This window comes from Hansschlegelia quercus (assembly GCF_004310425.1).
Taxonomy (GTDB): Bacteria; Pseudomonadota; Alphaproteobacteria; order Rhizobiales; family Methylopilaceae; genus Methylopila; species Methylopila quercus.
In genome coordinates, this window is sequence record NZ_SIUB01000003.1 from 1 (window position 1) to 25,309 (window position 25,309).

Annotated in this window: 28 protein-coding genes and 2 pseudogenes; 12 read left to right on the top strand and 18 right to left on the bottom strand. The window is 63.2% G+C overall.

The features are described from left to right. The first annotated feature begins 78 nt into the window (after nt 1-78). Nucleotides 79-360: an Hsp70 family protein gene (locus EYR15_RS06920; protein WP_245498194.1), complete on the top strand. Its 282-nt coding sequence runs from the start codon at nt 79-81 to the stop codon at nt 358-360. Nucleotides 361-619: 259 nt separating this feature from the next. Here EYR15_RS06920 and EYR15_RS06925 read toward each other — a convergent pair whose 3' ends face one another. The 5 genes from EYR15_RS06925 to EYR15_RS06945 all read right to left on the bottom strand — a co-directional run bounded on the left by EYR15_RS06925 (nt 620) and on the right by EYR15_RS06945 (nt 4,952). Further along, complete coding sequence (locus EYR15_RS06925) at nt 620-1,492, bottom strand: NAD(P)-dependent oxidoreductase (RefSeq protein WP_131002467.1); 873 nt, start codon at nt 1,490-1,492, stop codon at nt 620-622. Nucleotides 1,493-1,632: 140 nt separating this feature from the next. After that, entirely contained in the window at nt 1,633-2,580 is a 948-nt protein-coding gene (locus tag EYR15_RS06930; RefSeq protein ID WP_131002469.1) for a PDR/VanB family oxidoreductase, read from the bottom strand. Between the two features lie 5 nt (nt 2,581-2,585). After that, nucleotides 2,586-3,170: an MOSC domain-containing protein gene (locus EYR15_RS06935; RefSeq protein WP_131002471.1), complete on the bottom strand. Its 585-nt coding sequence runs from the start codon at nt 3,168-3,170 to the stop codon at nt 2,586-2,588. Next, the gene (locus tag EYR15_RS06940; protein ID WP_131002473.1) at nt 3,167-3,562 is read right to left on the bottom strand and encodes a RidA family protein; all 396 of its coding nucleotides are present in this window, start codon (nt 3,560-3,562) and stop codon (nt 3,167-3,169) included. The genes EYR15_RS06935 and EYR15_RS06940 overlap by 4 nt, the downstream gene beginning before the upstream one ends. A 94-nt stretch (nt 3,563-3,656) precedes the next feature. Next, nucleotides 3,657-4,952, bottom strand: a complete 1,296-nt coding sequence (locus EYR15_RS06945) for an MFS transporter (RefSeq protein ID WP_205741593.1) — start codon at nt 4,950-4,952, stop codon at nt 3,657-3,659. 386 nt (nt 4,953-5,338) lie between these two features. Between EYR15_RS06945 and EYR15_RS06950 the strand changes: the two genes are divergently transcribed. The 3 genes from EYR15_RS06950 (at nt 5,339) to EYR15_RS06960 (ending at nt 7,197) form a co-directional block, all read left to right on the top strand. Further along, nucleotides 5,339-5,908: a helix-turn-helix domain-containing protein gene (locus EYR15_RS06950; protein WP_131002475.1), complete on the top strand. Its 570-nt coding sequence runs from the start codon at nt 5,339-5,341 to the stop codon at nt 5,906-5,908. Nucleotides 5,909-5,936: 28 nt separating this feature from the next. Then, nucleotides 5,937-6,572 carry a 2-hydroxychromene-2-carboxylate isomerase gene (locus EYR15_RS06955; RefSeq protein ID WP_131002477.1) on the top strand — a complete coding sequence of 212 codons (636 nt, stop codon included), beginning with the start codon at nt 5,937-5,939 and terminating at the stop codon, nt 6,570-6,572. 205 nt (nt 6,573-6,777) lie between these two features. Beyond that, nucleotides 6,778-7,197 carry an organic hydroperoxide resistance protein gene (locus EYR15_RS06960; RefSeq protein WP_131002478.1) on the top strand — a complete coding sequence of 140 codons (420 nt, stop codon included), beginning with the start codon at nt 6,778-6,780 and terminating at the stop codon, nt 7,195-7,197. Here the strand turns inward: EYR15_RS06960 and EYR15_RS17390 are convergent. From EYR15_RS17390 to nthB, 8 genes are all read right to left on the bottom strand, one after another. Next, nucleotides 7,194-7,793 carry a histidine phosphatase family protein gene (locus EYR15_RS17390; RefSeq protein WP_131002480.1) on the bottom strand — a complete coding sequence of 200 codons (600 nt, stop codon included), beginning with the start codon at nt 7,791-7,793 and terminating at the stop codon, nt 7,194-7,196. The genes EYR15_RS06960 and EYR15_RS17390 overlap by 4 nt on opposite strands. Before the next feature lie 24 nt (nt 7,794-7,817). Beyond that, nucleotides 7,818-8,480 carry a hypothetical protein gene (locus EYR15_RS06970; protein WP_131002482.1) on the bottom strand — a complete coding sequence of 221 codons (663 nt, stop codon included), beginning with the start codon at nt 8,478-8,480 and terminating at the stop codon, nt 7,818-7,820. Then, nucleotides 8,477-9,235, bottom strand: coding sequence for a CbtA family protein (locus EYR15_RS06975; RefSeq protein ID WP_131002483.1), 759 nt, complete (start codon nt 9,233-9,235; stop codon nt 8,477-8,479). The genes EYR15_RS06970 and EYR15_RS06975 overlap by 4 nt, the downstream gene beginning before the upstream one ends. Before the next feature lie 11 nt (nt 9,236-9,246). Further along, entirely contained in the window at nt 9,247-9,468 is a 222-nt protein-coding gene (locus EYR15_RS06980) for a CbtB domain-containing protein (protein ID WP_131002485.1), read from the bottom strand. Between the two features lie 80 nt (nt 9,469-9,548). Then, on the bottom strand, nt 9,549-10,070 hold the full coding sequence (locus EYR15_RS06985) for a DUF1097 domain-containing protein (RefSeq protein ID WP_131002487.1): 522 nt from the start codon (nt 10,068-10,070) through the stop codon (nt 9,549-9,551). Between the two features lie 105 nt (nt 10,071-10,175). Next, nucleotides 10,176-10,514 (bottom strand): nitrile hydratase accessory protein, encoded by a 339-nt coding sequence (locus EYR15_RS06990; protein WP_131002489.1) that lies wholly within the window; start codon nt 10,512-10,514, stop codon nt 10,176-10,178. Between the two features lie 14 nt (nt 10,515-10,528). Further along, nucleotides 10,529-11,149, bottom strand: a complete 621-nt coding sequence (nthA, locus tag EYR15_RS06995; RefSeq protein WP_131002491.1) for a nitrile hydratase subunit alpha — start codon at nt 11,147-11,149, stop codon at nt 10,529-10,531. A 64-nt stretch (nt 11,150-11,213) separates the two neighbouring features. Next, nucleotides 11,214-11,888, bottom strand: a complete 675-nt coding sequence (gene nthB / locus EYR15_RS07000) for a nitrile hydratase subunit beta (RefSeq protein WP_131002493.1) — start codon at nt 11,886-11,888, stop codon at nt 11,214-11,216. A 517-nt stretch (nt 11,889-12,405) separates the two neighbouring features. On the opposite strand from nthB, the gene EYR15_RS07005 reads away from it, so the two are divergent. From EYR15_RS07005 to EYR15_RS17395, 5 genes and pseudogenes are all read left to right on the top strand, one after another. After that, nucleotides 12,406-13,563: a transporter substrate-binding domain-containing protein gene (locus EYR15_RS07005; protein WP_131002494.1), complete on the top strand. Its 1,158-nt coding sequence runs from the start codon at nt 12,406-12,408 to the stop codon at nt 13,561-13,563. Beyond that, the gene (locus EYR15_RS07010) at nt 13,563-14,213 is read left to right on the top strand and encodes an ANTAR domain-containing response regulator (protein ID WP_131002496.1); all 651 of its coding nucleotides are present in this window, start codon (nt 13,563-13,565) and stop codon (nt 14,211-14,213) included. Before EYR15_RS07005 ends, EYR15_RS07010 begins: the two co-directional genes overlap by 1 nt. 118 nt (nt 14,214-14,331) lie before the next feature. Further along, on the top strand, nt 14,332-15,321 hold the full coding sequence (locus EYR15_RS07015; protein ID WP_131002498.1) for an acetamidase/formamidase family protein: 990 nt from the start codon (nt 14,332-14,334) through the stop codon (nt 15,319-15,321). 110 nt (nt 15,322-15,431) lie between these two features. Further along, a complete protein-coding gene (locus EYR15_RS07020) occupies nt 15,432-15,833 on the top strand; it encodes a CidA/LrgA family protein (protein WP_165455451.1) in 402 nt (133 codons plus the stop codon). 171 nt (nt 15,834-16,004) lie between these two features. After that, nucleotides 16,005-16,241 (top strand): annotated as a pseudogene (locus EYR15_RS17395) (LrgB family protein); the annotation flags it as partial. A gap of 42 nt (nt 16,242-16,283) precedes the next feature. Here EYR15_RS17395 and EYR15_RS07030 read toward each other — a convergent pair. Continuing rightward, nucleotides 16,284-16,969, bottom strand: a pseudogene (locus EYR15_RS07030) (transposase); the annotation flags it as partial. Nucleotides 16,970-17,128: 159 nt separating this feature from the next. Further along, nucleotides 17,129-17,728, bottom strand: a complete 600-nt coding sequence (locus EYR15_RS07035; protein ID WP_131002502.1) for a TetR/AcrR family transcriptional regulator — start codon at nt 17,726-17,728, stop codon at nt 17,129-17,131. A 140-nt stretch (nt 17,729-17,868) separates the two neighbouring features. Between EYR15_RS07035 and EYR15_RS07040 the strand changes: the two genes are divergently transcribed. Continuing rightward, nucleotides 17,869-18,612, top strand: a complete 744-nt coding sequence (locus EYR15_RS07040) for an SDR family NAD(P)-dependent oxidoreductase (RefSeq protein ID WP_131002504.1) — start codon at nt 17,869-17,871, stop codon at nt 18,610-18,612. A 281-nt stretch (nt 18,613-18,893) separates the two neighbouring features. On the opposite strand, the gene EYR15_RS07045 is transcribed toward EYR15_RS07040, so the two are convergent. Next, entirely contained in the window at nt 18,894-19,796 is a 903-nt protein-coding gene (locus EYR15_RS07045; protein WP_131002506.1) for an SDR family oxidoreductase, read from the bottom strand. Nucleotides 19,797-19,894: 98 nt separating this feature from the next. On the opposite strand from EYR15_RS07045, the gene EYR15_RS07050 reads away from it, so the two are divergent. Further along, a complete protein-coding gene (locus EYR15_RS07050; RefSeq protein ID WP_131002508.1) occupies nt 19,895-20,755 on the top strand; it encodes a helix-turn-helix transcriptional regulator in 861 nt (286 codons plus the stop codon). Nucleotides 20,756-21,172: 417 nt separating this feature from the next. Here EYR15_RS07050 and EYR15_RS07060 read toward each other — a convergent pair whose 3' ends face one another. Together EYR15_RS07060 and EYR15_RS07065 are read right to left on the bottom strand one after the other, a co-directional pair. After that, nucleotides 21,173-22,108 (bottom strand): amino acid ABC transporter substrate-binding protein, encoded by a 936-nt coding sequence (locus EYR15_RS07060; RefSeq protein ID WP_131002510.1) that lies wholly within the window; start codon nt 22,106-22,108, stop codon nt 21,173-21,175. Beyond that, the gene (locus tag EYR15_RS07065) at nt 22,105-23,376 is read right to left on the bottom strand and encodes a dicarboxylate/amino acid:cation symporter (protein ID WP_131002512.1); all 1,272 of its coding nucleotides are present in this window, start codon (nt 23,374-23,376) and stop codon (nt 22,105-22,107) included. Before EYR15_RS07065 ends, EYR15_RS07060 begins: the two co-directional genes overlap by 4 nt. Nucleotides 23,377-23,938: 562 nt before the next feature. Between EYR15_RS07065 and EYR15_RS07070 the strand changes: the two genes are divergently transcribed. Further along, nucleotides 23,939-25,300 (top strand): metallophosphoesterase family protein, encoded by a 1,362-nt coding sequence (locus tag EYR15_RS07070; RefSeq protein ID WP_131002514.1) that lies wholly within the window; start codon nt 23,939-23,941, stop codon nt 25,298-25,300. Nucleotides 25,301-25,309 lie beyond the last annotated feature (9 nt).

Genomic DNA, 25,309 nt, shown 5'->3' on the forward strand with positions numbered 1-25,309 from the left:
ATGGACTGGCGGCCGAGGTCGAGCACGCCAAGATCCGGCTGTCGGATGGCAAGGAGACCGAACTGCCCCTAGGCTTCCGTGGAGGCGGGCCTGAAGGCGCCGATCCGGCGGCAGGCGTTCGAGGCTCACACGAGCGCGCTGGGCGAAAGGATCGCGGAGCACATCCGCCGCTGCCTGAAGAGCGCCGGCGTCGGCGCTGACCAGATCGACGCGGTGTTCCTCACCGGCGGATCGACCCGCATCCCGCATGTCCGCGCCGCGATCTTGGGGGAGGCGCCGGAGGCCCGCGTCGTCGAGGGCGACATCTTCGGCGCCGTTGGTGCAGGGCTCACCATAGAAGCGGCACGGCGTTACGGCTAAGGCGTTCGCGGCGACCTGCGCCGCACGGATTCTGTTCATCCAATGGGCCATGCCCCAGCCTCAGGCAGCCGCCTCAACCATAGCGCCTGCGTGACACTCTGAGCCTGCCACCTATCGAAGGTTGCGTTTCAAGGTCGGCTGTTGGTCCATGCAGTGAAGTCCGCTTCTGGCGCCGAATCGATCTGACACGCCGTTGATGCGATCATTGTGGCCGCATGTGATTCTAGTCAGGAGTTAGCCAGAACACTTGGCACTGGGATCAATTGCGCTCAAGGCGAGAAAGAAGGCTCGACGTATCCCAGCGGTTGCCGCCCATCCGCTCGACCTCGGCGAAAAACGTATCGACAAGCGCCGCCATTGGCAGGCTGGCCCCGTTACGACGCGCCTCCGCATTGCAGATCGAGAGGTCCTTCCTCATCAGCTCGACGGCGAACCCGAAGTCGAACCTGCCTTCGTTCATCGACTCCCAGTGGTTCTCCATCTGCCAGGATCGAGCGCTGCCCTGCGAAATCGCCCCGATGACCTTCTCAAGATCGAGGCCCGCGCGCTTGGCGAAGTGGATGCCCTCGGCAAGCCCTTCGATCAATCCCACCAGACAGATCTGATTGACCATCTTCGTCAGCTGCCCGGACCCGACCGGACCGATATGCGTCGTTGCGGCGGCGTAGCTCGCAACTATTAAAGCAACCCGCTCGTAGACATGGTCGTCGCCGCCGCACATGATCGTCAGGCTGCCATTCTCAGCCCCGCGACGCCCTCCCGAGACCGGAGCGTCCATGACGTGGAAGCCTCGTTCCCTGGCGGCGACCGCCAACTGCCGCGCGACTTCTGCTGAGGCTGTCGTATGATCGACGAAGACGCTATTGGCCGGCATTGACTGGAATGCGCCGTCGACGCCGATCGACACGGAGCGCACGTCATCATCGTCGCCGACGCAGGCCATGACGAAGTCTCGCCCTTCTGCGGCCTCTTGCGGGGTGCGTGCCACAGCTCCCCTGAACTGCTTCGCCCAAGCCTCTGCTTTCGCCGGCGTACGGTTGTACACGACGACATCGTGCCCGCCGCGCGAGGCTAGATACCCCGCCATGGGAAAGCCCATAACGCCAAGGCCCAGAAACGCCACCTTCGCCATAACTCACCTGCCTTTGTTCACATCACGCGGAACTAGTCAGCGCGCGCGATACTTCTTCAAAATAACTTATAGTGCTTAATTGATCGCAATAAGTTTTGCGGCATCATCATTGTATATCCGTGATCTCTCTTCGCGTTTTCCTACAGCAGAAGCGTCAAACGCCCTTTTGCACGGGAGACGCACGGGATCATGCGGTCATGACGTTTCGCGCTCGCCAGGACGACATCGCGGTGAATGACCGTTCCGTCGGAATATCCGCACTCGCAGGCGCCGCAGACGCCGATGCCGCAAGACGAGGACATTCGGAACCCCTCCTCGCGTAAAACATCAAGCAACGAACGCTCTGCAGGGATATGCACGGCGCGTCCGGTGGACTTGATCAAGACATCGAACGGCTCAGGCGCAAAGTTCTCGTCGTCCAAGGCGCCAAAGTGCTCGACATGGACCTGATCCAACGGCCAGCCCTTCTTTTTCAGGTCGGACTGCAAGCTGTCCATAAGGCTCTGCGGGCCGCACGCGTAGATATGGACGCCCGCTTGCGGGCGCGGCAAGACATCCGGATCGAAGCGACGAGCTTCTGATGAGTACCAGCAACGGAGTTTGTCACCGCAGACTGCCCGGAGCTCGGAAAGCAGCGGCGCATGCGTCGGCGCGCGGGCGCAGAGATGCAGTTCGTATTCCTGGCGTCTGGCCGCAAGCGAATGCGCCATCGCGAGGAAAGGGGTCACCCCGATCCCGCCGGCCACGAAGACGTGTCTGATCGCATCGTCCTGAAGAGGAAAGTTGTTCCGCGGATGCGACACATGCGCAGTTGACCCTTCAAGCAGATTCGCATGAGCCCATACCGACCCGCCTCTTCCAAGATCCTCGCGTTTGATTGCGATCTCGTAGCGACCGAGATCGGCGGGATCGCTGCAGAGCGAGTATTGCCGAACCCTTCCGTCCGGCAGCCGCAGATCGACATGCGCGCCCGGCTCCCACAAGGGCAGCGTCGGGCGGTGGGGATGAACAAGTGACAGCCGCACGATGTCCGGGGTGGTGGCGACCGCAGCCTCCACCTTGAGTTTCATGATGATGCGCGCCGACATCCGCCCTAGCCCAACATCTCGACGACGTCGCCCGGCCGTATCACGCCCCCGCGCTCAATGCCGCAGTTCAAACCTGCCCGGTTATAGAGGGGCAGGTAGACTGGCTGGCCGAGCAATTCCTCGATGTACTTGCAAGGAAAGCTGAGACGGCCTCCACGCAGAATGACGTCCCCGACCCGAAAGCGGCGCCCGACGAGGTGATTGAGCGGAACTCCGCGAACCGTCAGGTTTCGGCGATGGTCGCCAGGCAGCAATTTGATCGGCCCGCCCTGAAGCGGAGGATCGTTCCGGCTCATCGCGTCGAGAGCTTCCTGTTCGATCAGCGAGATCTCGCGCGTGTCGGGTTTGGGCGAGTAGGTCCCGTTTCCGAGATAATACCGGTCGCCCTTGATGCCGCGCCCGGCCACGCAATGGGCCTCGGTCAACTCCTCCATCTCGTAGCTCGCGGCGGGCGCGATATGGATGTTCAGCACCGTACCGCGCCAGCCGGTCGCGCCGCCGGGCACGCCTACGGCGATCGAACCCGCGGGGTGAGCGAACGCCTCGATTGTCTTCGGCGCCGGGCCGTCCGTCGGAGCCTCGTCCGTCATGACTTCAACGGCCCGGACGCCAAGGCTATCGCCTCGATCTCGACCTTGGCGTCGCCTGGGAGACGCGCGACCTCGACGGTCGAACGGGCCGGCGGCGCGTCGGGAAAATGTTCTGCGTAGACGGCATTCATCCGAGCGAAGTCGTTCATGTCCTTGAGATACACGGTGGTCTTGGCGACGCTGGCCAAGCTCGCGCCGCCAGCCTCCAGCACCGCCGCCAAATTGCCGAGCGAGACGCGGGTTTGATCTTCTATGCTGTCAGGGAACGCTCCCGAAGCCGGATCGGCCGGCAGCTGGCCCGAGACGAACAAGAAGTCGCCGATGCGAACGGCCTTGGAGAACGGGCCGATCGCTGCTGGCGTCTTGGCCGTGTCTACTGCTGATCTATTCATGTCTTCTCTTTTTACTAAGGCTCGGCGAGCCTTCGCCGAGTGGTTGGACCGTGGTGATGGTCGTCGACGCCGCACCTCCCGGGGAGGCCGGGCGTCAGAGCGTCGTGGCTTGCGGCTTCTTCATCGCCAGGACGCACAAGCCGGCGAGGACCGCGAGACCGCTCAAGTAGAGACCGATCGCGAGCGTCCCTCCCGTGGCCGCCAGCAACGTCGTAGCGATGATCGGCGCAAGGCCGCCGCCGATCGCCGCGGCGAACTGAACGCCGAGCGATATGCCGCTGTACCGAATGTTGGTCGGGAACTGAGCGGAGTACAGAGCCGGCTGAGCGCCGAACATCAGAGGGTAGATCCCGCCCAGGCAGATGACGATCGCGAGGCGGATGGCGAGCGCGTCGCCTGTGCTGAGGGCCAGGAAGGCCGGAACTGCGGCGATCGCGAGAAGGATCGTGCCGATGCCGTAGATCCGCCGCAACCCGAACTTCCCTGCGATGTAGCCCGAGAACGGGATCATGAAAAGACACAGCGTAGCGGCGAGTAGAATGCTGTTGAGGATATATGACTTAGGTATCCCCAATTTCGAAGTGGCGTATTGCAGGACGAATACGGTGACGAGATAGAACAGCGTCACTTCGGCCAACTTCGCGCCGATAGCGAGCAGCAGCGGCCGAGGATACGCGGTGAAGACGCGGACGGAGGGGAGGGCGACCGTCTCGCCGGAAGTCTTGGCCGCCAAGAAGGCAGGACTTTCGGCGACCTTGCTTCGTACAAACACCCCGAGCGCAATCAGCACAATGCTGGCCAGGAACGGCACGCGCCAACCCCAGTTCAAAAACACGTCCTCCGGCAGGCTGCTCGCGACGGAGAATACGATTGTGGAGATGATGAGGCCGGCGGGCGTTCCCACTTGCGGCAAGCTGCCGAAAAGCGACCGCTTCTCGACGCTCGCGTGCTCAACCGCCATCAGGACAGCCCCTCCCCACTCGCCGCCGACGGCGACGCCCTGACAAATGCGCAGGAGCACAAGCAAGACCGCCGCCCAAACGCCGATCTCGTTGTAGGTCGGCAGCAGGCCGATCAGGACTGTCGGCACGCCCATCAGAAACAGGCTCAGCAGCAGCATGCTCTTGCGACCCACGCGGTCGCCGAAGTGCCCGAAGACGAAGCCTCCCAAGGGGCGTGCGAAAAGGCCCACCGCAAAGGTTGCGAACGACGCCAAAGTGCCTGTGACCGGATCATAGCTCGGGAAGAACAGCTTACTGAAGACGAGCGCCGAAGCTGTTCCAAAAATAAAGAAGTCATACCACTCGATTGTCGTTCCGACGATCGTCGCAGCGGCGACCCACGACTTTGATGTCGGCGGAGACGCGCTCGAATCAACATAGCTGCTCATGACTACCCCGTCCTGACGATTTTAACTACGGCGACGCCCCAGGTTAAAACAGGGGTTGCCTACGGGCAACTTGTTGCCTAGACATAGGGGTAACGCGGATGCTTTTAGATGCAAGCCGCATTTCTGGGCTCCCCAAGCACATTGAATGGGCGCCTGCTTGCGGCTCAAGGATAGATCGGCAGTCGAATGGTGACTGACGTCAGAACTCAAGATGCACGAAGAGGTTCGACGCGCGGTCCGGCGCGGGCGGCGTCGCCTTGTCCATCGCGATCCGGCCTTGCGCCGCATCGGAGCGGAAGCGTATCGGGAACCGCGTGTCAGGGACGACGTCGGAAAGCCGCTCGTGCTGATGCTCGGATCCATCGGCGGCGGTTCAAGTTATCGGCATGGCGCAACCTGACCCTACGGAAGACATCATCCCCCCTCGGATCGGAAATCGTTTGCGCGCGTGGCGGCGGCGCAAAGAGATGACGCTCGAGCAGCTTGCGCAGGCCACAGGCCTCAACAAGGGCTTCCTGTCGCGCATTGAGAACGACGCGAAGACCCCATCCATCGACACGTTGCTGAAATTGGCCCGAACGCTGGACGTGTCCGTCGGGCAGCTGTTCGGGGAGCAGATCGACGACGCCGAGATCCACTTGGTCCGCGCCCAGCCCTCGAAGGGGCCCGAGCCGAAGAAGGGATACGCCTTCGTCCCGCTGTCTCCTCCGGGTCAAACGCCGCGCACCGAGGCGTTCCTGATGTATCCGCCCCTCCGCTTCAAGGACACGGGACAGGCTGAACATTCAGGCGAGGAATCGCTCTTCGTCGTCGAAGGTCAGATCGAGATCAAGTTCGCCGACCGCACCCTTTCGATGACGGCGGGAGATTACCTGCAGTTTCCCGGCCATCTGGTGCACCAGATGAGAAGGATCGGGCCACGAGCGACGATCCTGATCGTCGTTTCGAAATCATGAGTTCAACGCGCCTCGGGGTAAGCTTGAGATGGATATTGACAACTCTGTAGATTATTATTGCTGGCTGATGTCCGACTGGGCTTATCTCGGCGGCGTGCGGTTCAGGCAAATCGCCGCCCGCCATGGTCTGGCGGTTAACGTGATCCCGATGCGCATGCAGGAGGTGTACAAGGAGAGCGGCGGCATCCTGTTGGATGATCGATCCTGGCAGCGGCGCGACTATCGAATACACGAGCTGAAGCGCTGGAGCGCGCGCTTGGGCGTCCCCGTGAACATCGAGCCCAAGTTCTTCCCGACGGACGTCGATATGGCTTCATGCATGGTCATCGCCGCGCAGCGAGCGGGGCTGGCCGTCCTCGACCTTTGCGAGGCGATGATGCGTGCAATGTGGGTGGCCGATCTAGATCTGGCCGATCCCGCCGTGCTGGTCGAAATCGCGAACAGCGTGGGCATGGATGGAAGAGAGTTGCTCGCTTCCGCGACGACCGACGCCGTTCGATCGGAGTACGCCGGCAACACCCAGCGCGCTCTGGCCGCGGGCGTGTTCGGGTCGCCCTTCTACGTGTATTCCGGCGAAAAATTCTGGGGGCAAGATCGTCTCGACATGTTTGAGGAGGCGGTCGTTCGTCGGTCCGGTCGCGATCTCGGGCGTCGTCCAGACTAGCGCTTTCCCGATGCATGGTCGGGTCGTTCATGCAGCTCGCGTTCTAAGGCGACCGGCGGACATGATCGCGTTCCGGTAGGTCCGAGGGTCGCTACAGCGCCGTTTACCCACAAGACGTCAACGACCAAGCAGTCGATCGCGAAATTACCCGATAGCCGGGACGACAGTGCGTCTTGGCGTTCATCAACCAGACGAGGATCGTGACATGGCCGAGCTTTACACCGCGACCGCGACCGCAACTGGCGGACGACAGGGACGCGTTCGATCTTCGGACGGCGTCCTCGATCAACCGCTGGCGCTTCCCAAGGAACTCGGCGGGCCGGGCGGAGCGGCGACGAATCCTGAACAGCTATTCGACGCAGGGTACGCCGGATGCTTCGAGAATGCGTTGCTGCGCGTCGCACGTGAAAAGAAGGCGCCGATCGGCGAATCGTCGGTAACCGCTCACGTATGCATCGGACGAGGACCAGACGGGTTTTTCCGCCTTACAGCCGTCCTCGAGGTAGCGGCGCCAGGCCGTGATCGTGCGGAAGTAGAGGAGTTCGTTCGCATCGCGCACGAAGAAGTCTGTCCATATTCCCGGGCAACACGCGGCAACATGGACGTCAGAATTCACGCACGCTAAGCGCGCAGTTTCGACTGCCGCCTACCCACTTCCGACATCTCGCTTCTTGGCTCAGACGTAACGCGAAGGGCCCAACGACGACCGTCGCTGCTTAGGACGACCGAGCTCAAGGGCTCTACGTCAATACAAAAGAATGACCGCGCAGGCGCGTCAAATACATGAAGCATACAAGCCTTAAGCACGGAGGCAGGCGCAACGGCTATTGTACGACCGGGCAACCGTTCGCATTCGGCGAGCCACCTTTTGGCCCGCGTCAAGAGGGCCTCGATTGACTCCCCTCCGTGCGCAGCTTGAGACGGGTCAGTGGTCCAAGACTGAAAACCGCCCGGATCCGCCCCGGCGACATCGTCGAGCGTCCGACCGCGCCACGATCCAAAATCAATCTCAGAAAGTTCGGCCCGCACCTTGGCGTCGAGGCCGAGCGCCGCGGCGCTTCGTCGTGTGATCGCGTCGGGCCCGCACCAGATCCGATCGGCGCTGAGAACGGGTGGAGACGGCCGGACAGACTGGCTCAGACCCTCGTCCGGCCCATTATCGCCCGGAAAGACAGGCCGCTTCGACCGTAGCGCGCAGATCATCAGCAGACGATGCGTCATCGGACGGTTTCCGGCATACGGTCGTCAACCTCGCGCCGGACCGCTCCTCTGCGAACGCAAACGCAGAGATCGCACGGCGTACCCGCCGCCGGTCAGAAGCAGCATCGCGGCAAGGCTCATGATCGCGGACGCCGGATCCCGCGCGATGTCGACCAGCCGCGGTCTGACGATCGTCGCCGTGTTGAAGGTCTCGCCGCTCGAGGAGCAGATTTCGCCTGCCTCGGGCGCCGCGCGTCGACGCGCCTCGAGCCGATCGAGGATCGCGAGCGCCGACGTTGCGCCTGAGGACTCGCGGCTCATGACGAGCAGGAGTTGCTTGGCGGCCGCGAGATAGGCGTGAGCGCAGGCGTTGAAAGGGCTGTCCTCGCGCGCGACGCCGCCGGGCGCGAGGCCCCACAGGCAGTAGGCGAACTGGACGCCGTAATGATTGTAGAGCCGGCGCATGGGCCCGTCGCTTGGCGTCTGAACGCGCGCGAGCGCGATGATCTCGTCGAGGCGTTCGTCGATCAGCGCCATCTCGCCATGCGAGATCGCGGGGATCGACAGGCCCGCTCGGAAAGCGTCGCCGGATCCCGGTGAATGAGCGGACGCTTCGCTAGGGATCGACGTCAGCGCGACGAGGATCGCGGCCCAGGCGAGGCGCCCGAGCCGCGACCGCTTCCAAGGCTGGAGAAAGCCTTTCGTCACCGCAACGCCGCTGCGCCGGCCGTATGGCGTGGCGCGTTTTCTCTACGGGCCGCGTACTCGGTCACGGCGCCGAATGCTAGGCCGACAACGCTCCAAAGCACGGCCTGGACGCCGATCGACGCGATCCGGAAGTTCCAGAGCGCGGCCGGCGAGAACGAGGCCGGGATTTCCTCGATGTCAGGCAGGGCCGCGAACATTACCGCGACGATCGAGACATAGACGATGGCTGCGACCGTCGCGCCGTTCCAGCCGCCGATCCGCTCCGCGAGGCGCCGGGCGAGCATCACGGACGCGATCATAAGCGCGACCGAAAACGCGAGCATCGCGAAGAACAGTTCGGTGCGCGCGACGATCGTGTCGGCGCTGCCGACCGCCGGCGGGTTGGCGGGATATTTGAGTTGCGGAACGATGACGATCGCGACGTAACCCAGCGTCGCGATCAGGGCCGCGACCGAGCGGGGGCTCAAGCGACCGAGACGGCCATTGGCGAAGGCGAAGGCGAGCGCGATCAGTCCGCCGACGGCGGCCCCATAGATGACGAGGCCCGTAAACAGGCCGAGACCCGCCTGCGTCGCGCGGCTGACGATCTCAGGCTCCTCCATGCCGCCGGCGGCGCCTGCGGCATGGCTCGCGTGCTCCTCGAACGCGATGGCGTAATCGACCCAAGGTTCGCCGAAGGTCCGGGCGAAGCAGAAGGCGAGAAGGCCGGCGAGCACGCCGACCATCATGCCCCTCAGCAGAAGGTTGCCGACCATCTCGCTCTCCTTCAGTGACAGGGAAAGCCGAGCAGATGGCGGCCGTCATGCACGAACTCATGCACGACGGAGCCTCCGATCAGCGAAGTGGCGCCTTCTTCCGCCCCGACGAAGTAGACAGTGAGGACAAGCATCAGGCCGCCGAAAACGGCCCAGGGCAGAATCTTCGAGACCGGGATCGGCTCGGCGCGCGACGGCGTCGACGCGGAAGTGGCGAATGCGGCGTTGGTCATCGGGATCTCCCATTCAGACCGTTGGAAGGATCGCCGCGCGGTCACCGCGCGACGATTGTCGCGAGCCGAGGCTTCGCTGGTCAGGAGGCGCGGACGGACTGTTTCGGCGCCACGCCATGGATCCAGCCAGCGAGCTTCGCCGAGACGAAGCCGAAGCAGGCCCCGATGATCATCGAAAACGGAACGATCAGAAGGGCGTTTCGGCTGGATGCCGACAGCATGATCGTGGGCGTGAAGGCGTCCGCGTTCTGCGTCAGGAACGAGAAGGTGCAGGCGTAGCCGTAGGTCACCGCCGGGATCGACGAGAAGGCGGGGATGTAGGCGGCAAGAATGTAGATCGCGATCGACGCCGCCACGATGGTGGCGCCGAGAACAGGTCCCGGGGCAATGGTCGCGAGCGCCAGACCGGCGGACCATGCGACGACGACCCCGAAGAGGTTCGCGACGACGGTGGTCCTGAACGCGGCGGGGTCGCCGCCGCAGTGGTAGAAGCACGCCCAGGCCGCGAACGCCGCCCAGATCAGGAAGGCGTTGGTCGCGAGGAACAGCCAGGTGCACACGCCCCCGAGCAAGCCCACGCTGATTGCGAGAGGGATGATCATCGCTTGCGTCCTTTCGAGACGCGGGAGGTCAAGGCTTCCCCGTTCCGGCGCACGGGGTCGCGCGCCAGTCGGCGAAGTGCCGGTTCGAAAGCCGTTACGAGGCGGTCAGATGACCTCGTCACGGGTGCGATGCAGGAACTCCTCCGTCCGCCGGTCGAGTTCGTCGGCCTGGACCAGTCCCTTGTCGAGCGCGAGCTTCTCGAAGGCCGCGAGCCACTGCTCGTAATAGCTCCAGGCTTCGTCGCCAGGCTCGTGGGTCTTGTCCCACTCGCCGATGGTGCTGATCAGGCTCTTGCGGAAGTCCTCGTACGGGTAGGACTTCGCCTCGGCGAGCGCGAGCACCATGCCGAAGGCCCGGCCCTGCCATGGCTCGTCGAACTTCAGGCTCTCGCAGTTGCGCGGAATGGCCTCCCGGCCCGTGAGGTCGTCGAGATAGGCGTCCATCGATCAGCCCTCCGTCAGGCCGTCGCCAGGCCGAGGCCCTGCATGGCCTCGGTGGAGACGAGCGCGGCGAGTTTCTCCTCGTCCCAACCGTCCGTGCCGGCAGGACGTTCGGGGATGACGAAGTAGCGGACTTGGGCGCTCGAATCCCAGATCTCGATCTTGTGGTCGTCTGGCAGCTTTACGCCGAAGTCGGAGAGCACGCCGCGGGGCTCGCGCACGATGCGGGCGCGAAAGACCGGATCCTTGAACCAGTAGGGCGGCAGCCCGAGCAGCGGCCATGGCCAGCACGAGCACAGCGTGCAGCACACCACGTTGTGGGTGCCCGGCTTGTTCTCGACGACCTTGAGGTTCTCGCCCTCGATGCCGTCGCGCATGCCGAGCTCCGCAATCGCCTTGTTGGCGTCGGCGAGAAGCCTTCCCTTGAAGGCCGGGTCAGTCCAGGCCTTGGCGACGACCTTGGCGCCGTTGAACGGCCCCATCTCATGCTCGAAGAAGTTGATGACGCGGTCGACCGTGTCGGTCCCGATGAGGCCCTTCTCGCGGAACAGGGACTCGAGCGCCTTGGTGCGCGCGGCGTAATAGGTTTCGCTCTCGCGTAGATGGTGATGATGTTCGTGGTCGTGATCGTCGCTCATGGATATCGCCTTCTTTTGGCGGCGCGCCGCCGTTATTCGTCGTGTTGATTAAAAAGGGGCCGGGTCACGCCGCCTCGAGGTAGACCTCGAAGAAGTCGTTGTAGAGAACGTCGCCTTTGTCCGGGATGTCGTCCCAGAGATCGCGGGTCTTGAACTTCACCAAGTAAACCGGTTGGGCGGTGCAGATGCCGTCGGTGGGCACGTTGTCTGCGTAGAGGTAGGCGCCCTTGTAGACGGTCTCGACGATGCCGGTCCGGTTGCGGAGATAGCCCGGCAGACGGGTGTGCGCGGCGGGCGGCATGTCCTTGACGCGCACCGTGTCGCCGGTCTTGAAGATTGGGTTCACCGCGACGTCGCGATACGGGTTCGACCCGGTGTAGAAATACTCGATCACCTTTTCGGTGACGTCGTTATCGCCGGCGTTCGGCTGCTTGGCCTCGGGGTTGTCTAGGTAGTACTTGGTCTTCTCCTCGAGTTCCTTATCCGAGATGTAGTTCCTGGAGACCAGGAACTTGCACATGCCGCCGAGCCATTTGATGTAATAGCGGTATTTGAAGTAATCGAGTGGGTTCATGGACTCCGCGAGCACGCGCAGATCAGGCCAAGCCCAGATGCCGGTGCCCATCATTGTGGTGTGGACGGCGAAGAGTTGGGCCTCCCACGGCTCGACGAAAACGCGCTTTTCGACGTCGACGGGGCCGAGATTCTCGATGCCCCCGAGATAATGCTGGACCTTCACGCTAAAGCCTCCGCGGTCGATGGGCGTCGCTCTAAGCCGACGCCTCGATTGAACCAGGCCTGCAGCGGCCGGCCGCTTTCACGGCGTTCGTGCTGGCCGAGTAAATTCTAAGATGCAAGGCCTCTCCGCGAAGCAGGTCATCGCGACCAAACGCAAAAAAGGCCCGTCAGCATCCTGCTGCGGGCGACTATGCCAAGTTCCTATGTTTCGCGTGATTTGCGTCTACATGGGCAGCACTGCCCGACGCTTGCTCCCAGACTGATCCGCGCTGAAAAGACAGTCAAGCACATTTTTTGATCGGTCCGAGCACGCTTTTCATTCGCCTGTCGCTAAGCCGAGATCGATCGCCGCTTGACAAGCGACGCGGACCGTTCGAGCCTAAGATATAGGCGCGGGGCAACGATGCCCGATTGAGCGCCATGCGTTTCGATAGATATCAAGGCGCGGACGTTGTCCGCGTCAGGCAGCGACGCCCTCAAGCCTCCCGGCTCGAGGGCTTTTTGTGTTCGGCGATCCGATGACGACGACTGACAGCTACCGCATCGGCCTGATGTTTTCCTCGACAGGGCCCTACAGCTCGGTCGCGAGCCCCATGCTGAACGGAGCGTTGCTCGCGGTCTCCGAAGTCAACGCCGGCGCCGCGATCAAGCTCGACCCTGTCATGGTGAACCCTGGCGGCGACCTCACCCGCTATGGTCCTCTGAGCTCACAATTGCTGTCGTCCGGCATCCGGCAGGTCGTCGGCTGCTACACCTCATCAAGCCGGAAGGAAGTCATTCCGGTTTTCGAAAAGCACGACGGCCTGCTCTGGTATCCGTCGCACTACGAAGGCTTCGAGAGCTCCGAGAACGTCGTGTATACAGGCGCGGCCCCGAACCAGCACATCCTCCCGCTGATTGACTACCTGATGTCGTCCCATGGCGATCGGGCGTTCTGCGTCGGCTCCAACTACATCTGGGCTTGGGAGAACAACCGCATCTTGCGGGAGGTCGTCGTCGCTCGCGGCGGGACGGTGCTGGCGGAGCGCTATTTGCCGGTCGGCGAGACCGATTTCGCCAAGACCATAGAGGCGATCCTCGCGGCCAGGCCGAGCTTCGTGTTCTCGTCTCTCATCGGCCTCAGCGGATATGTCTTCATCCGCAGCCTGCGCGAGGCCTGCCTCGCGCGCGGGATCAATCAACCGGGCGTAATGCCGGTCGCAAGCTGCAATCTGAACGAGCCCGACCTGATCGACATCGGCGGCGCGGCCATGGACGGCCACATCAGCTCAAGCGTCTATTTTTCGTCGCTGCCGACGTCAGAGAGCCGGACCTTCGTCGCGAGCTACGCCGCCGCCTATCCAGACAAGCCCTGGGCGTCGGCCGACGCGGAGGCCTCCTACATCGCAGTCAAGCTTTTGGCCGCCGCCCTTTCGGAAGCCCGCAGCGACGAAATCGGCGTAGTGCGGCGGGCGCTTGGCCATCAGCGCCTGAACGCCCCGCAGGGCGAGGTTCTGGTCGACGCCGACACCATGCACCTCTACCTCACGCCGCGCATAGGCCGGTCCCGCGCGGACGGGAGCTTCGACGTCATCCGCCAGGAGCCGGCGGCAATCCGGCCCGATCCCTACCTCGTCAGCTTTTCCGCGACGGACGCCTGGGGCTCGCCTGCCTCCCGTCTGCGGGCGGTGAACTGATGACCCTGTCGCCAGTCCAGAATTTCCGCGGGATGCGGGCTTTGATCTTCGCCTCCGGAGAAGGCGGCATAGACACGCTCGCGTCGGTGCTGAACAAACTTGGGCTTGCCGTAGAGCGTCCCGGCGTTCCGGCGAACGCCGCGGCGGTCGATGCGTCTTCGTTCGATTCCGCCCGCGACGTTCTGTTCATCGACGGAGACCTTGAGGGCGTCCTGGAGCCGAGCGCGATCAAGGCCGGATTGCCGCCTGTGGCCGTCATCGGTCTCGTCGGCGTCGAGGCGCCGAGTCGACTGAAGGGGCTGATGCTGCAAGGGGCCACGGCCTTCCTGCGCAAGCCGGTCTATGCCGGCGCCGTGTACACTACGCTGTTCCTTGGCGTGAACCAGTATCTTCAGCGCAAGACGCTCGCCGATCAGCTAAGCGAGCATCAGGACCGGCGGCGCCGTCGCCGGCTGGTGATCAAGACTATCGTTCGCATCATGGAAGAGCATGCGATCGACGACGACGAGGCCTACGCGTTCCTGCGCCGGGACAGCATGCGCAGCCGCCTCAGCCTCGAGGATTACTGCGAACAGCAACTCGCCTGCCGGTCAGAGCCGACCGGATCTTCTGAAAACGCGCCTGTCGAGCTGACGCTCGCGCGGCGCTGATCCCCTCACTTTCGACGACGCGGTAGACCGGCGATCGCCCGAGGGCGACGCGGCGCCTGCGCGCTTCCAGAACCCCGGCTGTCAGCGACGCCAGCCCGCCCTCTCTGAGGAGAACGACATGAGTTGGCTCGAAAATTCCATCATGGCAGCGCGCGGCGAAGCGAAGGGTCTTGCTGGTCAGACCTTCTCGATCACCGAGGAAAGTCAGGGGAAGTACCACTACGTCTACGGGCCCTACGCCGAGCCGATCCTGCGGGTTGATCCGGGGGCGGTAGTCTCCGCTGAAACCCATGACGCCATGGAAGGCCAGATCAAAAGCGAGAGTGACAGTCCCAGCGCGATCCTGAACTTCCCGTTCCTTAATCCGCAGAACGGCCCGATCTTCGTCAACGGCGCAGAGAAGGGCGACTGCCTCGCGGTCTACATCCGCAAGATCGTTCCGCGCGGTCCGCAGCCGGTCGGCACCACCTGCATCATGCCTGAGTTTGGCGGGCTTGTCGGCACTGGCGACACCGCCATCCTCAATCCGCCGCTGCCTGAGATCGTCAAGAAGGTCGAGGTCACCCCGGAGAAGGGCGTGGTATGGAACGACAAGATCACGCTGCCCTACCAGCCGTTCATCGGCACGATTGGGACCTCGCCCGAGATCGAGGCGATCTCATCCCTCGTCCCCGATTATTACGGCGGCAACATGGATCTGCCGGACGTTGGCCCCGGCGCGGTGATTTACCTGCCGGTGCATGCGCCGGGCGCGCTGCTCTATCTCGGCGACTGCCACGCCACGCAGGGAGACGGGGAAATCTGCGGTTTCGCAATCGAGCATCCGACCGTCACCACGATCCAGATCGATCTCATCAAGAACTGGACGTTCCGTTGGCCGAGGCTCGAAACCGAAGGATTGATCATGACGATCGGTTCGGGTCGACCGATGGAGGACGCCGCCCGGATCGCCTATCGGGAGCTTGTCCGCTGGATGGCCGCCGACTACGGCTATGACGAACTCGACGCGTATATGCTGCTCACGCAGGCGGGTAAGCTGCGGGTCGGGAACATGGTGGATCCCAAATACACTTTGGGCGCTTCCGTATCGAAGACCCTGCTAGGTTAGGAAGTCGAGCGATTGGCAGGCTTGGCGCTTTGCGCGAGTCTCCATCGAGAGCGCACTGGGCGGCCGCCTGAGCGCTGTTCGCTCGCTCGACTGCGACGGTCAGGTCATCCGTGCTTCCAGGCCTCTTGGTTCTGCTCATCTGTCAACTCGCAGGCGAGGCGTTCGCGCGCACTCCTGACCTGCCGCTTCCAGGACCGGTCATCGGCATTGTGCTGCTCGTGGCGGCCTTGTTCGTTCGGAGCCATTTTTTCCGCGGCCGCGGCCGCGGCGATGAGACCGCCACGCACGACCATCAAGGCGCAGTCGGCGAGGCTGCGGACGGGCTGCTGCGTCATCTCGGTCTGCTGTTCGTGCCCGCGGGCGTCGGGATCGCGCACAGCTACCAGGCGCTCAACGGTCAACTGATCTCGGTAACTGCCGCATTGATCGGGTCGACGGTCATCACGCTTATCGCGACCGTCACGACCTTCCGGCTGGTAGCGCGGCGCCTGCCTAGAGACGACGGCCGATGAGAACGCCGACCCCGGAGCGCTTCTTCGAGCTTTGGGTCTTCCTCTCCGCGAATCCCTTGCTGTGGCTCACCGTCACGATCGGCACGTTTCTGGCCGCCCAGGCTCGCGGCGCTCGCGCGCTTCAACCCGCTGATCAATCCGGTGCTGCTCTCGATCGTCGCGATCGTTATCGTGCTGCAGCTCACGGACACGGATTACAGGACTTATTTCGAAGGCGCCCAATTCGTGCATTTCGCGCTCGGACCGGCCACCGTCGCGCTCGGCGTATCGCTCTACCGCAACCGCAATCTCGTGAAGCGCGACGCCCTGCCGATCGTCGCTGCCCTGCTGGTCGGCGCGCCGGTCGCGTGCCGGTCCGTGATCGGTCTCGCCAGATTGTTTGGCGTCGACGCCGGCGCCATCGCGGCGCTTGCGCTCAAGTCAGTGACCGTCAGCATCGCGCTCGGCATTGTCGATCAGGTAGTTGGTGGCGTAGGCGAAGAAGGCGTGGCCCTTGTGCGCGCCAGTCCACTGCGCAGCCGGATCAGACCGCGAGACGAACTTCGGCGTCGTCTCGCTCGCCGCGCCCCAGGCCGCCTCGTCGAGCGTGTCGAGGTACTCGCGGACGGCACGGCGGGATGCCGCAAGCTCTTCCCAGTCGACCTCGTCCACGCCGTCCGCCGAGCGCTGCCGGTTGGCGTCGGCCCGGATCAGGCTGGCGTCGACCGCGAAGCCGTCGTCGCCGACGAGGCCCTCCGTCATGCAGCGCCGGACGACGGTCTCGAACAGCTTGCGCAGCAGGTCGCTGTCGCGGAAGCGGCCGTGGCGGTTTTTGAGAAGGTCGAGTGGTGCGGCACGTCGCCGTCGAGGGCGAGCCGGCAGAACCAGCGGTAGGCGAGGTTCAGGTGAACCTCCTCGCAAAGCCGCCGCTCCGAGCGGACGCCGAAGCAGTAGCCGACGAGCAGCATCCGGATCAGCAACTCCGGATCGATCGAGGGTCGCCCCGTCGAGCTGTAGAACGGAGCGAGCTCTCGCCGCACCTCCGACAGGTCGACGAACCGGTCGATCGCCCTCAGCAGATGGTCCTCCGGCACATGCCGCTCGAGCGAGAACTCGTAGAACAAGGCCGCCTGGTCGACCTGCCGCTCGCCCATCATCGCCGATGCCCTCCACCCGCATGACGGAGTGAATCAGCGACGGCGCCTCGCTTCAACGACGGAGTTTTTCAACACAATCGGCGCAGAGCGGCCGCGTCTTCGTTCGGATATGCAGCTAGGTACTTTGCTCAATCCGCGCTTGAACGAAAACGAAGTTGTTCAAGCGCCAAGAGCCTGGTCCGTCGGCCATCCCGCGAGAGCAAGGTCCACGATCGCGAGGAGCTGCTCGCGGGTCGCTCCGGCTTTTGCCTGGATGGCCATCCCTTGCGAGACCGCCATGACAAACCGCGCCAGCGCGGCGGGATCGGCGTCGGCTTGAAGGTCGCCTTCTTCGCGCGCCCGGATGAACCGCTCGGCGAGCCTCTGCTCTGCGCCGCCACGGCGGCGTACTAGCTTAGCCCGAATCGCTTCGCTTTCGTCCGAACCCGCCAACGCGCCGTTGATCCCAAAACAGCCCTGCGGCGTGCAGGCCCCGGTTTGAACCCCCGCTGAGCCCTCGAGGAACCTCCGCACAACGAAAGCCGAGCGGGGCTCAAGGAGCGCTTCATGGAAGAACCCCATGAACAGCTCGTCGTAGCGGTCGAGCGCCTTGAGGAACATTTCCTCCTTGTTGCCGAAAGCAGCATAAAGCCCGGGTCGCGCCACGCCGGTCGCAGCGGTGAGATCCGCATAGGAAGCGCCCTCGAAGCCTTTCGCCCAGAACACTGCGAGCGCGGCGTCGATCGCTTTGTCGAGGTCGAATTCGCGGTGGCGTCCCATCGGCTCTGCTTTCGATAACGCCCGTTTTCATATCCTTGACAGCCCACCACGCAAACAGTACCGATTGGTATTATAACGATCGGTATTAAATTACGTCTGTCGGCCGCTTCTCCTGATCCGACGATGCAAAGGAAAACCCCATGTCGAACTCCCTCGAAGGCAAGATCGCGGTCGTGACCGGCGGCAGCACCGGCATCGGCCTCGGCATTGCCAAGCGCTTCGTATCGGAAGGCGCCACGGTGGTCATCACTGGCCGCCGCCAAGCCGAACTCGATGTAGCGGTCGCTGAGATCGGTCCCAAGGCTTTGGCGATCCGCGCGGATGTCTCCGTTCTCAGTGACCTCGACGCGCTCTATCAGGAGGTAGGACGCAAGCACGGCCGCATCGATGTGCTGGTCGCAAATGCCGGCGGCGGAAGCCTCGCGAAGCTCGGCGAGATCACCGAGGAGCATTTCGATCAGACCTTTGCGATCAACGTGAAAGGCGTCTTGTTCACGGTCCAGAAGGCGCTGCCGCTGATGGAAAAAGGCGGCTCCATCATCGTTACGGGCTCCACGACCTCGGTCATGGGCACCGAGGCGTTCAGCGTCTACAGCGGGACGAAGGCGGCGATCCGGAACTTCGTGCGAAGCTGGATCCTCGACCTCAAAGGCCGCAACATACGCGTCAACGTGCTCAGCCCCGGACCGATCGATACCCCGGCTTTGCGCGGGGTTGCGAACCAAGCGGAGGGGCTGCTCGATTATCTCACCTCGCAGGTCCCGCTCGGACGCATCGGCGACCCCGACGAGACTGGCAAGGTGGCCGTCTTCCTCGCCTCTGACGCTTCGAGCTTCGTGAACGGCGCCGAGCTCTTCGTCGATGGGGGCCTTGCACAAGTCTGAGCGGCGCTTGCTTCCGCTTTGGCCCACCTGAGGGCCAGCGCGAGCTCCGAAGCATGTGAGGTTCTGCTCCTAAGCAAGGACTTGGACTGGGTGGTATGTCCGCTTGCCGGCGGAGTTTGATGTCAGCTCCTGGCGCGGGTCGGCGATCGGCTTGGGACTGAGGATGACCCTTAGCTGACTTTCCACATGTCCGCTGTCTAGCGCGACTGGAAAAATGTCACGCCTGACGTTCGCAGTCGGCGAATGCGCTCCGCCAGCCTCGCACTCATGAGAGGCGAGGCTTACGCCGAAGCAGCTTGCGCATAATCCATCCTCTTGAGGTCAGAGATCAGATCCGGTCCGGTCGGCCGCCACCCAAGCCATCCACGCGTCTTCGCGCTTGAGGCCGGCATGTCCAGTCCGGCGAACATCGCGAACCATCCGAAATGACTTGGCGCCTCCTCGGCCGAGAGCGAGATGACAGGCATGTTGAGGCCGGCGCCCACCACCTCCGCGATCTCGCGGGTCTCCACGCCCTCCTCGTCGACAGCGTGATACCGCGCGCCCGGTCGCATTTTCTCGAGCGCGAGCACGTAGAGCTTCGCGACATCGAGCACGTGGGCGGCCGGCCACCGGTTGCGGCCATCGCCGATATAGGCGACGACCCCCTTTTCCCGCGAGAGCTCCACAAACGGCGTGATCAGACCCTGCTTCACTGGATCGTGAACCTGTGGAAGCCGCACCACGGAGACATTCACTCCCGCCTCAAGCAGCGCCTCGCCCGCCAACTCGGACGCGACGCGTGGGTTCGGGTGGTCTCGGTTGAAGATGTCCTCGGTCGCCGGTTGACCCGGCTTGGCGCTGCCCATGCCGGTTCCGGACGTGATGATCAAAGGCCGGTCGGAGTGCTTGAACTCCGAACCCAGCACATCGATGACGCGCCGGTCTTTGTCGCAATTTGCCGCGAAGTTCGTGAAATCATGGTCGAAGGCTGTGTGGATCACCGCGTCCGCCTGCGCCGCTCCGGCACGCAGGCTTTCGGGATCCTCCAACATGCCGCGATAGACTTCCGCTCCAGCCGCCGCAAGCGACCGCTCTCCGCTCTCCGATCGCGTCAGGCCGAGAACCTGGTGCCCGGCGTCAAGCAGTTCAGGAATGATGCGCGATCCGATAAAGCCGGTCGCGCCTGTCAGAAAGACTCGCATGGAATACGTCCCGTTATTGTCCGGGGCAGAAGATCGGTCTACAACCTTTCATGTAAAAGTAGTGATCTTATCCTAGTATAATAACCAACAGGATCGCCATGTCGGGCGACGTCGCCAATGCGCTTGGGAGTTTCCTGCGCGACCGCCGGATCAAGCTCGACCCCGCCGCTTTCGGCTTCACGGCTGGACGTCGCCGCACGCCCGGCCTGCGCCGTGAAGAGGTGGCGGCGCGCTCGAACATCAGCCCGACCTGGTACACGTGGCTGGAACAGGGCCGAGGAGGAGCCCCCTCCGCCGATGTGCTCAATCGCATCGCCACCGGACTGATGCTGACCGAGCCTGAGCGTGAGCACCTTTTCATCCTCGGTCTTGGGCGTCCGCCCGAGGCTCGTTATCGGCACGCGGATGCGGTGACGCCACGACTGCAACGCGTGCTTGACGCCCTGCCGAACAGTCCCGCCATCGTCAAGACGGCGACTTGGGACGTCATCGCCTGGAACCAGGCGGCGGCGACTGTTTTGACCGACTATTCCACGTTGCCCCGCGAGCAGCGCAACGTTCTGCGCATCATGTTCTCCAATGCGCGCGTGCGGGCGGCGCAGGAGGATTGGAGAAGCGTCGCCCGCTTCGTGGTGGCCTCGTTCAGGGCGGATGCCGCACGAGCCGGCGCCGGCGCCGAGATCGCGCAACTCGTCAAGGAGCTTTCCCGAACCAGCCCGGAGTTCCATGCGCTCTGGCAGGAGAATGACGTCGCTGTCGAAGGTGATGGCATGAAACGCCTTCGACATCCGGAGCTCGGTTTGATCGAGCTCGAGTTCTCGAGTTTCGCCGTCGACGGTCGTCCTGATCTTGCGATGATCGTCTACAATCCATCCACGATGGAGACAGCGGAGCAGATACGGTCGTTCATCGCCTCGCGCGCAGGTCTGCCTAGACCTGATCTGCCTAAGTTGGATTGAAGAATGCCAAGCTCCGCTTGTGGCGCGAAGCGGCGGATGGGCTTGGTCCCATCTATACGTGTGGCCAAATTCGTCGCGATCGCTGCTATAGATGCGCGAATGCCGAAGATGCCCAGCAAAGCAGAGCTAATCGTGACAGAGCGATTTGAACGGCATCGGCAACCTTGGACAAATGAGGAACCGGAGAAGCTCAAGTTGTTCGCTAACAAGGGCGTGGCACTTAGCGCAATTTCGAAAGCGATGAGCCGCAGCGAAGAATCCATCAAAGACCGCGCGAACTCGATGGCATCGGTATCGCCAAGCTCCGTTAGCCGTGCCCACGGCACGGCCGGGGGCGCAACGGCGATGCCCGCTGTTGGACGATGATGCAACTGCGCTTATGGCGCATCCCGCTCTCAACTGAGCGCGGCGAATGGGTTAGTCAGGCTGGCCGAGCGCCCGATAAATCTCAGCAAGATACGAGCTCATCGGAAGACCGAGTTCCGCCCCGGTGGGCAGTGGCTTCAAGAACCAGCGCTCGTAAGAGGAGCTGAGGATGCTGTCGCGAGCCATTCGGGCGAAACTCTGCCCGACCAGTTCGGCGAGATCGGGATCGTCCTTCCGAAACATGATGGCGTAGGGCTCAAATGAGAGGTAGTCGCCCTCGATCGTGAAGCTATCGCCATCAGGACGGGACGCCTTGAGGCCGTAGAGTAGGATGTCGTCGGACGCGGCCGCGTCGGCCTTTCCGGACGCGAGCGCCTCGACGGCGGCTTCGGCGGAGGCGACCTCTTGAACCTCGATCGGCGGCGAGACTTTCACGGCCAGCCGCCGGACCACCTCGGCATTCGTCGTGCCCGCGCCGACCGCAAGCTTTCGGCCCGCCAGATCACGATAGGACGACACGCCGTTTCCGTCCCTCCCCATGATTTTCGTGCCGGCCAGAAAGAATACGGGCGAAAAGGCCACGCTCTTGCGGCGCTCGTCGGTTGCCGTCGTTGAGCCGCATTCGAGATCGACCTCGCCCGCGGTGACCTTTGGCAGACGCGCCTCGGCCGAGAGCGGAACAAAGACGAGCCGGATGCCGGTCTGCCAGACGGCGGCATCCGGCTCGAGCAGATCGCGATGAAGGCGGGCTGCAATGTCGGAGGCGATCCCGCGGCAGATCTCTACCGAAAAGCCTACCGGCTGCCCGCCCCTGTTTAGGAATGAGAACGGGACCGCTCCTGTCCTATAACCAATGAGGATCGTGCCGCGGTCCCGAACCTTCTTCAGTGTTCCCGATAACAGCCCTTCCGTCTCCTGCGCCCGGACAGCGCCGGCCATCGCCAGCCCGGCCGCTAATGCGAGGAAGAAAGCGCTGCGTCGGGTCATGCCGGCTGTATCTCCATCTCCTCGACATATTCCCGCGCCTCGGAATCAGAGACGAGCTGCCCTTCCCACTTGGCCACGACCGCCGTTGCAAGCGAGTTGCCGATGACGTTCGTAGCCGATCGGCCCATGTCTAGAAACGTGTCGATGCCGAGGATCAAGAGAAGTCCCTCCTCGGGCAGGCTGAACTGGCTGAGCGTCGCCGCAATGACGACGAGCGAGGCCCGTGGCACGCCGGCGACGCCCTTGGACGTGAGCATTAGGGTCAGAAGCATCGCGATCTGTGTGCCGAGCCCGAGCGGGATGTCATAAGCCTGCGCGATGAACACGCTCGCGAAGGTGCAGTACATCATCGTACCGTCGAGATTGAACGAGTAGCCGAGCGGCAGAACGAAGGACGAGATGCGCGAGTTGATCGGGAATTTTGCCAACTGCTCGAGCATCTTCGGGTAGGCGGCCTCGGAACTCGCGGTCGAGAAGGCGAGCAGGAACGGCTCCTGCACGAGCCTGACGAGCCGCATGACGGCCGGCCCGAGGATGAGAAACCCGACGGCGACGAGGACGCCCCAAAGACAGATCAGGCCCACATAGAACTCGCCCATAAACTTGGCGTAGTTCACCAGAATGCTGAGGCCGTTCGTCGCGATGGTTGCGGCCATCGCGCAGAACACTGCGAGAGGCGCCAACTTCATCACATAGCCCGTGACCCTGAGGATGATGTGGGACAACTGCTCGATGCCGCCGAGCACGATCTTGGCTCGTTCTCCCATGGCCGCGCACGCCACGCCGAAAAAAATCGAAAAGACGACAATCTGCAGGATCTCGTTCTCAACCATCGGCCGTATGGCAGAATCCGGGAAAACGTGTTTGATGAAGCCGTCAAGAGACATTGCATTGGCGTTGATGCCCGAACTGACGCCGCTCACCACCTTGTGGATGCCCTCACCGGGCTGGAATAGGTTCACCAGGACCATCCCGAGCGTCAGCGATACGAGCGAGGCGCACACGAACCACAGCATCGCTTTCGCGCCGACCCGCCCAACAGCGCCGAGATCGGACATGTGACCGATGCCGACAACCAAGGTCGAGAAGACAAGAGGCGCGATGATCATCTTGATCAGACGTAAGAAGATCATGCTGCCGAACGAGATGTAGGTCGAGAAGACCTTCTGCGTGGCCGGATCGGAGAACTGGGCGTGGATCAAGCCGCCGACCACTATTCCCAGGAGCATTGCGATCAGGATGTAGGTTGTCATCCGGCTCGAACGCATCGCCATCTCCCGCTCTCGCCGGCTCACCAGCTCAGCAATGTGACAGCAGTGTGGCAGCTTAACTTCTCGGACGAAAGGGGGTCGGGCTCGTGCGCGTACGGGGACCCATTAAGGGCTAGTTGCGCCGTCGGCGAATTCGTCCTGAAGAGGGGGAAGGTCTGCTTGTGGGTAGCGTGCGAACTTCCGCTACTGGCGCACAGCGGCGGTGAGCCAACTTTAGCAGCTGACCCAAAGCAGACCTCTGCCACATCTGCTTTCTGGATGCTGTCGTGTCCCTTGCCAAGCCCAGCGGGATCGTTCGCCCTCGTGTGTTGTTGAAGACCTCGTGCTTCGCCTTCAGCGTCTCGTCGCCATCGACGCTGATCGCGAGGTAGCCGTAGTGATGAAGTGCGCCGCGGATATGTGCCGCGCCGAGGACGATTCAGGAGAATTTGCTCGTGAGATCCGCGGTCGCGTCCGCTAACGGCGGCGTGCGCCCGAACGCAACTCTTGCTGGCCACCCTCGAACAGCGGTAGTTGGCCAAGTCGTCCGCAACCCGCGATACCGGCGAAAGGCTCGAGAATGGCTGAGGGACCGACCACTTTCCGCGACCATTTTCTTTCCATTTTCCAGTCCGCCGCCGCCGATGTCGCCAGTCAAATCCAGAGCAGAAAGGACGGTCCTCCGGGAGCTGCGCCAGGCCTCGAGACGGCCGACGCCATCAATGCGTCGGCCGCGCAGGCCGCGCAGCGCTATCTGGACAGGCGAAACGGAGGGGCAGATGGGCCGCCGGGCGGATTGGGCGCTTCGCTGAAGTCCTGCGCTGACCTTGGGTTGAGGTTTCTCGAGGCCAAGCTCAAGAACGACCATGCCGCTCTCGCCGCGATCGAAGGCGAGTTCAGGGCGGGCAGCTGTGATCCCGCCTGGGCGACGACGATCAGCGAATACGCCGGCTACTTCGGTCCTGACGGACAGCGCGGGCAGATCCCGTACATTGCGCCGTCCCAGGCGGGCGAAGGGGTCATCGAGATCAGGGCCGGAGCCAAGATCGCCCTGGTCGCCGACTGGGGCACCGGAGCCGATCCAGCGATCAAGATCCTCAAACAGATCGCTGGACTGTCACCTGACATATTCATCCATCTGGGCGACATCTACTACTCCGGCACGCCGAAAGAGTGCGCGGCTAACTTCACGCAGCCGCTGAACGCAGCACTCGGGGACGACAGGGCCGCCCTTCCGGCCTACGTGCTGTCGGGCAATCATGACATGTACTGCGGCGGCGTCGGGTTTTACGAGACGATCGCCGCCCTCAACCCCGGACCGCTGAAGCAGTCGGCGAGCTATTTCTGCCTGCGCTCGTCGGATGGAAGCTGGCAGCTTCTCGCCATGGACACGGGCCTTCACGATTATTCCCCGTTCTCGGTCAGCTCGGCGGTCACGTGGCTCGAGAAGAGCGAGATCGAATGGCTCCGGCGCAGGGTGGACGAGTTCGAGGGCAGGACCATCCTGCTGTCGCATCACCAGCTATTCTCGGCGTTCTCGCCGATCGGTCCAGCTGATCAGACCGGCGCGCGAAGCGCCACGAACCCCAATCTCGCTGCAGTGCTGGAACAGCTGAACGGCGACGGCAAGGTCGCCGCCTGGTTCTGGGGGCACGAGCACAACTTGTGCGTCTACGAGAAGTTCGCAAACCTTGATCGCGGCCGGTGCATCGGGCATGGCGCGGTCCCGGTTTTCGCGGACGAGAAGATCTACGAGCCGGTCGAAGGCTTGGACCTCGTTCCGAAGCTCGTCAAGGAGACGGAGCTCCGCCCCGGCGACACCGTCTGGCCCCACGGTTTTGCTTTTCTCGAACTCGGAACCGAGGGGACGCCGGCACGGGTCGACTACTATCAGGATATCGGCGGAAAGCCGTCGCTCGTGCATCGGGAGGAGATCTCCTAAGCCGCAGCG

What these genes read in the sequence shown, in the direction of transcription:
- EYR15_RS06925 (WP_131002467.1), bottom strand. Translation starts at nt 1,492, where the DNA reads ATGGCGAAGGTGGCGTTTCTGGGCCTTGGCGTTATGGGCTTTCCCATG.
- EYR15_RS06930 (WP_131002469.1), bottom strand. Translation starts at nt 2,580, where the DNA reads ATGTCGGCGCGCATCATCATGAAACTCAAGGTGGAGGCTGCGGTCGCC.
- EYR15_RS06935 (WP_131002471.1), bottom strand. Translation starts at nt 3,170, where the DNA reads ATGACGGACGAGGCTCCGACGGACGGCCCGGCGCCGAAGACAATCGAG.
- EYR15_RS06940 (WP_131002473.1), bottom strand. Translation starts at nt 3,562, where the DNA reads ATGAATAGATCAGCAGTAGACACGGCCAAGACGCCAGCAGCGATCGGC.
- EYR15_RS06945 (WP_205741593.1), bottom strand. Translation starts at nt 4,952, where the DNA reads ATGAGCAGCTATGTTGATTCGAGCGCGTCTCCGCCGACATCAAAGTCG.
- EYR15_RS06950 (WP_131002475.1), top strand. Translation starts at nt 5,339, where the DNA reads ATGGCGCAACCTGACCCTACGGAAGACATCATCCCCCCTCGGATCGGA.
- EYR15_RS06955 (WP_131002477.1), top strand. Translation starts at nt 5,937, where the DNA reads ATGGATATTGACAACTCTGTAGATTATTATTGCTGGCTGATGTCCGAC.
- EYR15_RS06960 (WP_131002478.1), top strand. Translation starts at nt 6,778, where the DNA reads ATGGCCGAGCTTTACACCGCGACCGCGACCGCAACTGGCGGACGACAG.
- EYR15_RS17390 (WP_131002480.1), bottom strand. Translation starts at nt 7,793, where the DNA reads ATGACGCATCGTCTGCTGATGATCTGCGCGCTACGGTCGAAGCGGCCT.
- EYR15_RS06975 (WP_131002483.1), bottom strand. Translation starts at nt 9,235, where the DNA reads ATGGTCGGCAACCTTCTGCTGAGGGGCATGATGGTCGGCGTGCTCGCC.
- EYR15_RS06980 (WP_131002485.1), bottom strand. Translation starts at nt 9,468, where the DNA reads ATGACCAACGCCGCATTCGCCACTTCCGCGTCGACGCCGTCGCGCGCC.
- EYR15_RS06985 (WP_131002487.1), bottom strand. Translation starts at nt 10,070, where the DNA reads ATGATCATCCCTCTCGCAATCAGCGTGGGCTTGCTCGGGGGCGTGTGC.
- EYR15_RS06990 (WP_131002489.1), bottom strand. Translation starts at nt 10,514, where the DNA reads ATGGACGCCTATCTCGACGACCTCACGGGCCGGGAGGCCATTCCGCGC.
- nthA (WP_131002491.1), bottom strand. Translation starts at nt 11,149, where the DNA reads ATGAGCGACGATCACGACCACGAACATCATCACCATCTACGCGAGAGC.
- EYR15_RS07005 (WP_131002494.1), top strand. Translation starts at nt 12,406, where the DNA reads ATGACGACGACTGACAGCTACCGCATCGGCCTGATGTTTTCCTCGACA.
- EYR15_RS07010 (WP_131002496.1), top strand. Translation starts at nt 13,563, where the DNA reads ATGACCCTGTCGCCAGTCCAGAATTTCCGCGGGATGCGGGCTTTGATC.
- EYR15_RS07015 (WP_131002498.1), top strand. Translation starts at nt 14,332, where the DNA reads ATGAGTTGGCTCGAAAATTCCATCATGGCAGCGCGCGGCGAAGCGAAG.
- EYR15_RS07035 (WP_131002502.1), bottom strand. Translation starts at nt 17,728, where the DNA reads ATGGGACGCCACCGCGAATTCGACCTCGACAAAGCGATCGACGCCGCG.
- EYR15_RS07040 (WP_131002504.1), top strand. Translation starts at nt 17,869, where the DNA reads ATGTCGAACTCCCTCGAAGGCAAGATCGCGGTCGTGACCGGCGGCAGC.
- EYR15_RS07045 (WP_131002506.1), bottom strand. Translation starts at nt 19,796, where the DNA reads ATGCGAGTCTTTCTGACAGGCGCGACCGGCTTTATCGGATCGCGCATC.
- EYR15_RS07050 (WP_131002508.1), top strand. Translation starts at nt 19,895, where the DNA reads ATGTCGGGCGACGTCGCCAATGCGCTTGGGAGTTTCCTGCGCGACCGC.
- EYR15_RS07060 (WP_131002510.1), bottom strand. Translation starts at nt 22,108, where the DNA reads ATGACCCGACGCAGCGCTTTCTTCCTCGCATTAGCGGCCGGGCTGGCG.
- EYR15_RS07065 (WP_131002512.1), bottom strand. Translation starts at nt 23,376, where the DNA reads ATGCGTTCGAGCCGGATGACAACCTACATCCTGATCGCAATGCTCCTG.
- EYR15_RS07070 (WP_131002514.1), top strand. Translation starts at nt 23,939, where the DNA reads ATGGCTGAGGGACCGACCACTTTCCGCGACCATTTTCTTTCCATTTTC.